At 72.3% G+C, this 12,106-nt stretch carries 6 protein-coding genes and 1 pseudogene; 4 read left to right on the top strand and 3 right to left on the bottom strand.

Annotation, left to right across the window (positions count from 1 at the left end):
• Positions 1 to 129: 129 nt before the first annotated feature.
• The 3 genes from OHA89_RS27145 to OHA89_RS27135 all read right to left on the bottom strand — a co-directional run bounded on the left by OHA89_RS27145 (position 130) and on the right by OHA89_RS27135 (position 7,253).
• On the bottom strand, positions 130 to 1,590 hold the full coding sequence (locus tag OHA89_RS27145; RefSeq protein ID WP_257556754.1) for a glutamate synthase subunit beta: 1,461 nt from the start codon (positions 1,588 to 1,590) through the stop codon (positions 130 to 132).
• Positions 1,583 to 6,124 carry a glutamate synthase large subunit gene (gene gltB, locus OHA89_RS27140; protein WP_266612447.1) on the bottom strand — a complete coding sequence of 1,514 codons (4,542 nt, stop codon included), beginning with the start codon at positions 6,122 to 6,124 and terminating at the stop codon, positions 1,583 to 1,585. Before gltB ends, OHA89_RS27145 begins: the two co-directional genes overlap by 8 nt.
• Positions 6,125 to 6,521: 397 nt before the next feature.
• Complete coding sequence (locus tag OHA89_RS27135; protein WP_266610268.1) at positions 6,522 to 7,253, bottom strand: VIT1/CCC1 transporter family protein; 732 nt, start codon at positions 7,251 to 7,253, stop codon at positions 6,522 to 6,524.
• A 247-nt stretch (positions 7,254 to 7,500) separates the two neighbouring features.
• Here OHA89_RS27135 and OHA89_RS27130 point away from each other — a divergent pair, with 247 nt between their 5' ends.
• The 4 genes and pseudogenes from OHA89_RS27130 to OHA89_RS27115 all read left to right on the top strand — a co-directional run.
• A complete protein-coding gene (locus OHA89_RS27130; protein ID WP_215146503.1) occupies positions 7,501 to 8,487 on the top strand; it encodes an ADP-ribosylglycohydrolase family protein in 987 nt (328 codons plus the stop codon).
• Positions 8,484 to 9,785, top strand: coding sequence for an ADP-ribosylglycohydrolase family protein (locus tag OHA89_RS27125; RefSeq protein WP_266610266.1), 1,302 nt, complete (start codon positions 8,484 to 8,486; stop codon positions 9,783 to 9,785). Before OHA89_RS27130 ends, OHA89_RS27125 begins: the two co-directional genes overlap by 4 nt.
• A gap of 7 nt (positions 9,786 to 9,792) precedes the next feature.
• Entirely contained in the window at positions 9,793 to 10,938 is a 1,146-nt protein-coding gene (locus OHA89_RS27120; RefSeq protein ID WP_266610264.1) for an ADP-ribosylglycohydrolase family protein, read from the top strand.
• Positions 10,935 to 12,083 (top strand): annotated as a pseudogene (locus OHA89_RS27115) (ADP-ribosylglycohydrolase family protein); the annotation flags it as partial. The gene OHA89_RS27120 and the pseudogene OHA89_RS27115, both read left to right, overlap by 4 nt.
• Positions 12,084 to 12,106 lie beyond the last annotated feature (23 nt).

The raw sequence follows: 12,106 nt of genomic DNA, 5'->3' as shown, positions 1-12,106 counted from the left end.
CCTGGCCTGGAAACGCCACAGCGCCCGCCATCCCTGGTCGGGGACTATGGCGGGCGCTGCGTCAGGTTTCCGTACGCCGTTGTACGGACCGTATGAGGGGTCCTCCCAGAAGGGAGGGGTACTGCGGGGCTACACGGTCAGCGAGCGGTCCGTCGGCTTGACCGGGTAGGGGAGGGCGCTGGTGCCCGTCAGGAAGCGGTCCACGCCGCGGGCGGCCGAGCGGCCTTCCGCGATGGCCCAGACGATGAGCGACTGGCCGCGGCCCGCGTCGCCGGCGACGAAGACGCCGTCGACGTTGGTCGCGTACGAGGCGTCGCGCTCGACGTTGCCGCGCGCGTCCAGCTCCAGGCCGAACTGGTCCACCAGGCCGTTGGCCTGGTCGGTACCGGTGAAGCCCATCGCCAGGGTGACCAGCTGCGCCGGGAGGACGCGCTCGGTGCCGGGCTTCTGGACGAGCTTGCCGTCCTCGAAGGCCACCTCGACCAGGTGCAGCGCCTTGACGTTGCCGTCCTCGTCGCCCTCGAAGTGGGTGGTGGAGACGGAGTAGACCCGCTCGCCGCCCTCCTCGTGCGCCGAGGTGACCTTGTACAGCATGGGGAACGTCGGCCAGGGCTGGTTGGCGTTACGGTCCTCGCCCGGCTTCGGCATGATCTCCAGCTGCGTGACCGAGGCCGCGCCCTGGCGGTGGGCGGTGCCCACGCAGTCCGCGCCGGTGTCGCCGCCGCCGATGACGACCACGTGCTTGCCCTCGGCCGTGATGGGGGGCGCCATGAAGTCGCCCTCCTGGACCTTGTTCGCGAGCGGCAGGTACTCCATCGCGAAGTGGATGCCGCCCAGCTCGCGGCCCGGGACCGGGAGGTCGCGGGAGACCGTGGCGCCCGCCGCGATGACCACCGCGTCGAACCGCTTGCGCAGGTCGGTGGCCGTGATGTCACGGCCGACCTCGATGCCGGTGCGGAACTTGGTGCCCTCCGCGCGCATCTGCTCGATGCGGCGGTTGATGTGCACCTTCTCCATCTTGAACTCGGGGATGCCGTAGCGCAGCAGGCCGCCGACGCGGTCGGCGCGCTCGTACACCACGACGGTGTGCCCGGCCCGGGTCAGCTGCTGGGCCGCGGCGAGACCCGCCGGGCCGGAGCCGATGACGGCGGCCGTCTTGCCGGACAGCCGCTCCGGGGGCTGCGGGGTGACGTTCCCGTTGTCCCAGGCCTTGTCGATGATCGAGACTTCGACGTTCTTGATCGTGACGGCCGGCTGGTTGATGCCGAGGACACACGCCGACTCACAGGGAGCCGGGCAGAGGCGCCCGGTGAACTCCGGGAAGTTGTTCGTCGCGTGCAGACGCTCGGACGCCGCCGACCAGTCCTCGCGGTACGCGAAGTCGTTCCACTCCGGGATCAGGTTCCCGAGCGGGCAGCCGTTGTGGCAGAACGGGATGCCGCAGTCCATGCAGCGGCCGGCCTGCTTGCTGATGATCGGGAGCAGCGAGCCCGGGACGTAGACCTCGTTCCAGTCCTTCAGCCGGTCGGCCACGGGACGGGAACAGGCGGTCTCGCGCGCGGTGGTGAGGAAGCCCTTCGGGTCAGCCATTGGTCGCCGCCTCCATCATCTTCTCCGTGGTCTCGGATTCCGAGAGTCCGGCGAGCTCAGCGGCGTCCTTGGCGGCGAGCACTGCCTTGTACGTGGTCGGGATGATCTTGCTGAAGCGGTCCGCCGCGACGGACCAGTCAGCGAGGAGCTTCGCGGCCACGGTCGAGCCGGTCTCCTCCTCGTGGCGGCGCACCACATCGTGCAGCCACTGCTTGTCCGTGTCGGACAGGGCGGTCTCGACGGCGTCCACGTTGCCGACGTTGACGTTGTCCGGGTCGAGGTCGATGACGTACGCGACGCCGCCCGACATGCCGGCCGCGAAGTTGCGGCCGGTCTCGCCCAGGACGACCGCCGTGCCGCCGGTCATGTACTCGCAGCCGTGGTCGCCCACGCCCTCCGAGACGACCAGCGCGCCGGAGTTGCGGACGCAGAAGCGCTCGCCGGTGCGGCCGCGCAGGAACATCTCGCCGCCGGTGGCTCCGTAGCCGATGGTGTTGCCGGCGATGGTGGAGTACTCGGCGAGGTGGTCGGCGCCGCGGTCGGGACGGACGATCACACGGCCGCCCGACAGGCCCTTGCCGACGTAGTCGTTGGCGTCGCCCTCCAGGCGGAGGGTGATGCCCTTCGGCACGAAGGCGCCGAAGGACTGGCCGGCGCTGCCGGTGAAGGTCAGGTCGATGGTGTCGTCGGGCAGGCCCGCGCCACCGAACTTCTTGGTGACGTGGTGACCGAGCATGGTGCCGACGGTCCGGTTGATGTTGCGGATCGAGACCTGGGCGCGGACCGGCTGGGCCGCCTCGGCGGACTCGGCGTTCAGCGCGTCGGCCGCGAGCTCGATGAGCTCGTTGTCGAGGGCCTTCTCCAGACCGTGGTCCTGCTCGATCAGGGCGTGGCGGACCGCGCCCTCGGGCAGCTCCGGCACGTAGAAGAGCGGCTCCAGGTCGAGACCCTGCGCCTTCCAGTGCGTGACGGCCTGCGTCGTGTCGAGGAGCTCGGCGTGGCCGACGGCCTCCTCGATCGTACGGAAGCCCAGCTCGGCGAGGAGCTCGCGCACCTCCTCCGCGATGAACTCGAAGAAGTTGACGACGAACTCGGGCTTGCCGGAGAAGCGGTCGCGCAGGACCGGGTTCTGCGTGGCGATGCCGACCGGGCAGGTGTCCAGGTGGCAGACGCGCATCATGACGCAGCCGGAGACGACGAGCGGCGCGGTCGCGAAACCGAACTCCTCGGCGCCGAGCAGCGCGGCGATGACCACGTCGCGGCCGGTCTTGAGCTGGCCGTCCGTCTGGACGACGATGCGGTCGCGCAGCCCGTTGAGCAGCAGGGTCTGCTGGGTCTCGGCGAGGCCGAGCTCCCAGGGACCGCCCGCGTGCTTCAGGGACGTCAGCGGGGAGGCGCCCGTTCCGCCGTCGTGGCCGGAGATGAGGACGACGTCCGCGTGCGCCTTGGAGACACCGGCGGCGACCGTACCCACGCCGACCTCGGAGACCAGCTTCACGTGGATGCGGGCGACCGGGTTGGCGTTCTTGAGGTCGTGGATCAGCTGAGCCAGGTCCTCGATGGAGTAGATGTCGTGGTGCGGCGGCGGGGAGATCAGGCCGACGCCCGGGGTGGAGTGCCGGGTCTTGGCGACCCACGGGTAGACCTTGTGGCCGGGCAGCTGGCCGCCCTCGCCGGGCTTGGCACCCTGCGCCATCTTGATCTGGATGTCGTCCGCGTTGACCAGGTACTCGCTCGTGACACCGAAGCGGCCGGAGGCGACCTGCTTGATGGAGGAGCGGCGCGCCGGGTCGTACAGGCGGTCCGGGTCCTCGCCGCCCTCACCGGTGTTGGACTTGGCGCCCAGCTGGTTCATGGCGATGGCGAGGGTCTCGTGCGCCTCCTTGGAGATGGAGCCGTACGACATGGCGCCGGTGGAGAAGCGCTTGACGATGTCGGCGACCGACTCGACCTCGTCGATGGAGATCGACGGCCGCTCGGTCTTGAAGCCGAAGAGGCCGCGGAGCGTCATCAGGCGCTCGGACTGCTCGTTCACCCGGGCGGTGTACTGCTTGAAGATGTCGTAGCGGCGGCCCCGCGTCGCGTGCTGGAGGCGGAAGACCGTCTCCGGGTCGAACAGGTGCGGCTCGCCCTCGCGGCGCCACTGGTACTCGCCGCCGATCTCCAGCGCGCGGTGCGTGGCCGCGATGCCGGAGGCCGGGTACGCCTTGGCGTGGCGCGCGGCCACCTCCTTGGCGACGACGTCCAGGCCGGCGCCACCGATCTTGGTGGCGGTGCCGTTGAAGTAGGTCTCGACGAACTCGTCGTTCAGGCCGACGGCCTCGAAGACCTGGGCGCCGCGGTAGGAGGCGACGGTGGAGATGCCCATCTTGGACATGACCTTCAGGACGCCCTTGCCGAGCGCGTAGATCAGGTTCTTGATGGCCTGCTCCGGCTCCAGGCCGGACAGGAAGGTACCGGCGCGCAGCAGGTCCTCGACGGACTCCATGGCGAGGTACGGGTTGACCGCGGCGGCGCCGTAGCCGATGAGCAGTGCGACGTGGTGGACCTCGCGGACGTCACCGGCCTCGACCAGCAGACCCACCTGGGTGCGCTGCTTGGTGGCGATGAGGTGGTGGTGCACGGCGGAGGTGAGCAGCAGCGACGGGATCGGCGCGTGCTCGGCGTCCGAGTGGCGGTCCGAGAGGACGATCAGGCGGGCGCCGGCCTCGATGGCGGCGTCGGCCTCGGTACGGATCTCGGCGATCCGCGCGGCCAGCGCCTCGGCGCCGCCCGAGACCCGGTAGAGGCCCGAGAGGGTGGCGGCCTTCATGCCCGGCATGTCGCCGTCGGCGTTGACGTGGATGAGCTTGGCCAGCTCGTCGTTGTCGATCACCGGGAAGGGCAGGGTGACACTGCGGCAGGACGCGGCGGTCGGCTCCAGCAGGTTGCCCTGCGGGCCCACCGAGGACAGCAGCGAGGTGACGAGCTCCTCGCGGATGGCGTCCAGCGGCGGGTTGGTGACCTGCGCGAAGAGCTGGGTGAAGTAGTCGAAGAGCAGCCGGGGGCGCTCGGACAGGGCCGCGATCGGGGAGTCCGTGCCCATGGAGCCGAGCGGCTCGCCGGCGGTACGGGCCATCGGCGCGAGGATGACGCGCAGCTCTTCCTCGGTGTAGCCGAAGGTCTGCTGGCGGCGGGTGACCGAGGCGTGGGTGTGCACGATGTGCTCACGCTCGGGCAGGTCCGACAGCTCGATCTCGCCGGTCTCCAGCCATTCGGCGTACGGAGCGGCGGCGGCGAGCTCGGACTTGATCTCGTCGTCTTCGATGATCCGCTTCTGGGCGGTGTCGACGAGGAACATCTTGCCGGGCTGGAGGCGGCCCTTGCGGACGACCTTGGCCGGGTCGATGTCGAGCACGCCGACCTCGGAGCCGAGGACGACGAGGCCGTCGTCGGTGACCCAGTAGCGGCCGGGGCGCAGACCGTTGCGGTCGAGGACCGCGCCGACCTGGGTGCCGTCGGTGAAGGTGACGCAGGCCGGGCCGTCCCAGGGCTCCATCATCGTGGAGTGGTACTGGTAGAACGCGCGGCGGTCCGGGTCCATGGAGGTGTGGTTCTCCCACGCCTCCGGGATCATCATCAGCACGCTGTGCGGCAGCGACCGGCCGCCGAGGTGGAGCAGCTCCAGGACCTCGTCGAAGGAGGCCGAGTCGGAGGCGTCCGGGGTGCAGATCGGGAAGATCCGGTCCAGCACGCCGTCGCCGAAGGCGTCCGACGCCAGCTGGGACTCGCGGGCCTTCATCCAGTTGCGGTTGCCCTTGACCGTGTTGATCTCGCCGTTGTGCGCGACGAAGCGGTACGGGTGGGCGAGCGGCCAGGACGGGAAGGTGTTCGTCGAGAACCGGGAGTGGACCAGGGCGAGCGTCGAGGCGAAGCGACGGTCGGAGAGGTCCGGGAAGAAGGGCTCCAGCTGGCCGGTGGTCAGCATGCCCTTGTAGACGATGGTGCGGGCGGAGAGCGACGGGAAGTAGACCCCGGCCTCGCGCTCGGCGCGCTTGCGCAGCACGAATGCCTTGCGGTCCAGCTCGATGCCGGTGCTCCCGTTGCTCACGAAGAGCTGGGAGAAGGCCGGCATGGTGGCGCGGGCGCCGTTGCCGAGCAGGTCCGGCGTAACCGGAACCTCGCGCCAGCCGAGGACCGTGAGGTTCTCCTCGGCGGCGATGGCCTCGATCTGCTCCACGGCGACGGCCTGTGCGGTGCCGTCGGCGGGGAGGAAGGCGATGCCGACGGCGTACGCGCCGGCCTCGGGAAGCGCGAATCCCGCGACCTCGCGCAGGAACGCGTCCGGCACCTGGCAGAGGATTCCGGCGCCGTCGCCCGAGTCCGGCTCGGAGCCGGTGGCGCCGCGGTGCTCGAGGTTCCGCAATACGGTCAGCGCCTGCTCAACGAGGGTGTGGGTCGCCTCGCCGGTGAGGTTCGCCACGAAACCGACGCCACAGGCGTCCTTCTCGTTGCGCGGGTCGTACATGCCCTGCTGGGCGGGGCGACCGTCCATGGGCGACCAGGCGGTGTTGCTGAGCCCGGTCGCGGAGTGCGTGGATGCGGAACGCATCGGCTCTCCCGTCGTCGTCGTGGCATATGTGCATAGCCGAGGGACGACGTTGGCCCTCTGCGAAATTTCGTGCAGATTACATGATGACGACAATCCCGCGAAGCGGATATGCCATTCCAACATGCGGACACTGCACGGGACAGAAAGGAGGGACCTTCGCAGTGTTCCCAAGGTTCTCGAGACGGTTCTCAAGACGCGATGACGGACCGGAGGCACCGACACACAGGGCGGGCATCATTGCCCGCAGCCCTGGTCTGGTACCCGGTGGACATGCGATCGAAACCGCCGAGTAACGGACTACTTATGTTGAGCTCTGCATAGTGTCTCACTCCCTGCCCGGTCAGCCTATGGCTCCGCCGATCCAGGTTCCCAGGATGTACGTCACACCGGCGGCGGCGCCACCCAGGGCGAGCTGGCGCAGCCCGCTGTACCACCAGGACCGGGCCGTGACCCGGGAGACGACCGCGCCGCAGGCGAAGAGCCCCACCAGCGCGAGCAGCACCGCCGGCCACAGGGACGTGGCTCCGAGCAGGTACGGCAGTACGGGGAGCAGCGCGCCCAGCGCGAAGGAGCCGAAGGACGAGACGGCGGCGACGGTCGGCGAGGGCAGATCGTCGGGGTCGATGCCGAGCTCCTCGCGGGCGTGGATCTCCAGCGCCTGCTCGGGGTCGCGGGACAGCTGCATGGCGACCTCGCGGGCGAGGGCGGGCTCGACGCCGCGGGAGACGTAGAGCTCGGCCAGCTCCTCCATCTCGTCGACGGGGTGCTTGCGCAACTGCTGCCGTTCCACGTCCAGTTCGGCGAGGACCAGCTCGCGCTGCGAGGCGACGGAGGTGTACTCGCCCGCCGCCATGGAGAAGGCGCCGGCCGCGAGACCCGCCAGTCCGGTGATCACGATGGTGTGCGGGGCGACGGCGCCGCCGGCCACACCGGTCATCAGGGCGAGGTTGGAGACGAGCCCGTCCATGGCACCGAAGACGGCCGGCCGCAGCCATCCACCGTTGACGTCGCGGTGGGTGTGGTTGTCGCGGTGCGCGGTGTGCAGCGGCGCTTCGGTGGTGATGATGGACATGCGAAATATCTCCCCTTTTGTGCGAACGGATGCCTTACGGCGTCCCGCTCCCCCGGAACACCTCGAAACTACGCACGAATTCGGCTCCCCGCCAGCAAGGAAGGCCGTACTTACCTGCGGTTTTGCGGGTCGGCGACCGGGTGACGACGGTGTGCGCTGGGTGTTTCGCGACGAGCGACAAACCTCATGTCATGGCACAAATCCCCCAAGGGCTCAATATGAGTCCCATCAAGTGGAGAGGCGCGCCATGGAGCTGATTGCATGCAATCCGCAGGTCCTCCTCGAACGGGCCAGGGGCGCTCTTCTGGGCCTCGCGGTGGGTGACGCGCTCGGCGCCCCCGCGGAGAACATGAAGCCGTCGGAGATCCGGGCGAAGTGGGGCCGTATCGAGGGCTTCGTATCGGAGGACCCGGCGGGCACGGACGACACCGAGTACGCGATCTTCTCGGGGCTGCTGCTGGCCCGGCACGGCTCGGCGCTCACCGTCTCCCACGTGGAGCGGGCCTGGCACCACTGGATCGCGGACCTGGACGAGGGCCCCTTCAGGGGCGCGGGCTTCTCCGAGCGCGGCACCCTCGAAAACCTCCGGCGCGGTCTGGCGGCCCCCATCTCGGCCCAGCACCGGCACGCGTGGTCGGACGGCCTGGCCATGCGGGCGGCGCCCTTCGGGGTCTTCGCCGCCGGCCGGCCGGCGGAGGCCGCGCGGCTCGTCGCCATCGACGGCTGCGTCAGCCACGACGGCGAGGGCATCTACGGCGGCCAGGCGGTCGCGGCGGGCGTGGCCGCGGCCATGGCGGGCGGCAGCCCCGCGTCGGTGGTCTCCGCCGCCCTGTCGGTGATCCCCTCCGACTCCTGGACTGCCCGGTCCCTGCGCCGGGCCGTCACCGCCGCCCCGCGCGGCGAACGGGCCGTGCGCTCGGCCGTGGTCATCGGCGGCTACCCGTGGACGGACCTCGCCCCGGAGGCGGTGGGCCTGGCCTTCGGCGCCTTCGCCGCCTGCGGGGGCGACTTCCCCTCCTCGGTCCTCACGGCCGTGAACATGGGCCGCGACGCGGACACCACGGCGGCGGTGGCGGGCGCCCTGTCCGGGGCCCTGTCCGGGGCCGCCGCGATCCCCGCCGCCTGGTCCTCGGTGATCGGACCGGTACGCGGCAGCTGCCTGCCCTCGATGCGGGGCTACCACGTCCTGGACATCGCGGACCTCCTCACCCCGGAATTCGAGGGCCCCCGATGACCCCGTCCCCGTACACCGAGGACCCAGGCTCCCCGCCCCCGGCGTCCTCGGTGGCGACCACCCCGGCGCCCCCCGCGCCCCAGGCGCCCCCCGTGATCCGGATCGCCGAGCGGCGTCCCTCCTCCGCGCCGTCCGCCCCCCGGCCGGAGCTCAGCCCCGGCAGCGGCCCCGACCCGGGACCCCGGCGGATCGAGGGTCTCCTCCTCGGGCTCGCCGCGGGTGACGCGGCCGGCTGGCCCGCCGCCCGCCACCGGGCCAGCCGGATGCCCGAGTGGACCCGCCGCCTCACCCGCGAGCTCGACACCTTCGCCGAGCAGAACGCCACCACCACCCTCCCCGTCCCCATCGCCCTCAACCAGCCCCCCGAACCCCTGCGCCTGGGCCCGTCCGACGACGCCGAGTGGGCCGCCTTCGTCGCCGAGTCCGTACTCACCGCCGCCGGGGTCCTGCTCAGCGACCTCTCCCGGTCCCGCCGCATGCGCGCCGCCATCGACCTCGCCTGGAACGCCCTCGCCTCCGAGGTCGCCGCCGCGGCCGAACGCGCCCCCGAGGTCGAGTCCGCCGTACTGCCCCTGCGCGCCCGGATCTCCGTCCGCGCCGGCCTCGGCAACCTCGCCACCGGCCTGCGCCCGCCCGCCACCGGCCACGACAACCCGCACTACTTCGACGACGCCGCCTGCGTCCGCGCCTGCGTCCTCGCCGTCGTCCACCCCGGTGACCCGGTCGCGGCGGCGGACCTCGCCGAGTTCGACGCCCGCTACACCCAGGACGGCGACGGTGTCCACGGCGCCCGGGCCATGGCCGCCGCCCTCGCGACCGCCCTGGCCGGCGCGGACGTCGACGCCGCCGTCGACGCCGCCCTCGCGCAGCTCCCCGAGGCCACCGAGATCGGCCGCAACGCCCGGCACGCCGTCAAGCTCGCCCGTACCCACACCGACGGCGGCGGCGCCTTCGCCATCGTCCCCACCCTCGAACACGAGATCGTGGACCACGTCTACAGCTACGGGATCGCCGCCGCCGAGACCGTCCCCGTGGCACTCGCCCTCGCGACCGCCGCCCGCGGCAGGGCGGTCGAGGCCGTCCCGGCCGCCGCCTGCCTGTCCCGCGTCGCGGACTCCGCCCCCGCCCTCGCCGGCGCCCTCACCGGTGCGCTCGGCGGCGGCGACTCGATCCCCACCGCCTGGCGCGAGGCCTGCCGCACCCTGTCCGGCTGCGCGCTCCCGCGCCTCGCCGGCACCGATCTCGTGGAACTCGCCGCGCTCCTCGCTCGCACGGAACTCACCTCTCACAAGGGATGATTCAGACATGACGCTCACGTTGGAGGACCGGGCCGCAGGCGCTCTCGTCGGGGCCGCCGTCGGCGACGCGCTCGGCGGGCCGGTGGAGGGCTGGAGCCCCGACCAGATCGTGGAACGGCACGGCGGCCGGGTGCACGGCATCGTCGGCCCCTGGTACGAGGACTGGCGCACGGCCCGCCCGATCGCCCCGTACCACAAGGGAGATGGGCACGTCACCGACGACACCCTCATGACGCACGCCCTGGTACGGGTCTACGAGACGGTACGGGACCACCTCGACGCCTACGCCGTCGCCGAGCACCTGGTCCCGGACCTGATGACCAACCCGCGCTGGATCCCGGAGCTGGAGGCCGAGGCCCTCCCGCTCCAGCGGATCTTCCTCGCCGAGAAGTGGATCGTGACCCGGCTGCACTACGCGCACGCCGACCCCCGCGAGGCCGGCAGCGGCAACATCGTCAACTGCGGTGCGGCGATGTACATGGCGCCGGTGGGCATCGTCAACGCGGGCAATCCGGCGGGCGCGTACGCGGAGGCCGTGGACCTCGCCGGGGCGCACCAGTCCTCGTACGGGCGGGAGGCGGCGGGCGTGTTCGCGGCGGCGGTGGCGGCCGCGTGCCTGCCGGGGGCGACGGCCGCCTCGGTCGTGGAGACCGCCCTCGCCCTGGCCAAGGACGGCACCCGGTCCGCCATCGCCGCCGTCCGCGAAGCGGCCTGCGCCCACCGGGACTTCGAGTCGGCGCTGGGCCCGCTCCGGGCGGCGGTCGCCCCGTACGACTCGGTCGGCCCGGACTACCGCGACCCGTCGCTGGGCGCCCGCCGACCGTCCCGGCTCCACTCCATCGAGGAACTCCCGATCGCGCTCGGGATGCTGCTGATCGCGGACGGAGCGTACGAGAGCTCCGTGCTCGGCGCGGTCAACTACGGCCGGGACTGCGACTCCACCGCCACCATGGCCGGGGCGATCGCCGGGGCCCTGGGCGGCGAGGCCGTGATCCCGGAAGCCTGGTCCAAGCAGGTCGCCGAGGCCAGCCGCCTCGACCTGCACGCCCCCGCCGGGGCGCTGGCCGCCGTCGCCCGCGAGGTCTTCGCCCTGGACCGCTCCCGCCGCCGCGCCCACGAGTCGGCCTTCACCACGATCTCGGCCCCCCGGTGACCCCGCCCTGCCCTGCCCCCGACCCCGTACGGCTCACCTGGGCCCAGCCCGAGGACCTCATCGGGCACGAGCTCCGGCAGGCGGCCGAGGACGGGCGGGACCCCGAGGCCGTACGCCGGGTCTGGCTGGCCGCGGGCGGCCACCCGGCCCCCGACCGGGCCGGGGCCTCCCCCGCCCCCGCACCACCCGAGCTCCGCTCCCTGGCCTGCGGCCTCCTGGACGAGCTCGCCGGCCTCCCGTCCTCGCGGGCCGCCGCCGAACCGCAGTCCTGGGAGGCCGTCCGCGCCACCTGGCCCGCGTCCGAGGGCCCGGACCCCGCAGGCCCGGACCCCCGCCTGTGCGCCCGGCTGGAAGCCGCCTGGGTCGGCCGGGCCGTCGGCTGCCTGCTCGGCAAGCCCGTCGAGAAGCTGCCGCTCGCCGGGATCCGGGCGCTGGCCCGGGCCACCGGGAACTGGCCGCTGAACGACTGGTTCAGCGCGCGCGGCGTCCCGCCGGAACTGCTGGCCGCGTACCCCTGGAACCGCCGCTCCGCCCCCACCTCCCTCGCCGAGAACATCGACGGCATGCCCGAGGACGACGACCTCAACTACCCGCTCCTCGGCCTGCTCCTGCTCCAGCGGCACGGCAAGGACTTCACCACCGCCGACGTCGCCCGGCTCTGGCTCGACGAACTGCCCGCCGGGCGGACCTTCACCGCCGAGCGCGTCGCCTACCGCAACCTCCTGCTCGGGCTGGAGCCGCCCGCCACCGCCACCCACCACAACCCCTTCCGCGAATGGATCGGCGCCCTCATCCGCGCCGACGTCCACGGCTGGACCAACCCCGGCGACCCGGCCGCCGCCGCGGCCCAGGCCTACCGCGACGCCGCCCTGACCCACACCGGCAACGGGGTCTACGCCGCCCTCTTCATCGCCGCCGCCACCGCCACCGCCGCCACCGGCCGGGCCGACGTGCACACCGCGCTGCGGGCCGGGCTGGCCGTCGTACCGCCCCGCTCCCGCCTCGCCGAGGCCGTCCGTACCGGGATCCGGGCCGCCCGCGGGGAACCCGACTTCGACCGTGTCGTCGACCGCCTGCACGCCCGGTACGGCAACTACCACTGGGTGCACGCCGTCCCCAACACCGCCCTGATCGCCGCCGCCCTCACCCACGCCGACGGCGACTTCAC

It is taken from the genome of Streptomyces sp. NBC_01546 (genome assembly GCF_045208355.1).
In the GTDB taxonomy this organism is placed as follows: Bacteria; Actinomycetota; Actinomycetes; order Streptomycetales; family Streptomycetaceae; genus Streptomyces.
Note: the sequence above shows the minus strand (reverse complement) of the source record. Positions and strands in the feature narration are given on the sequence as shown.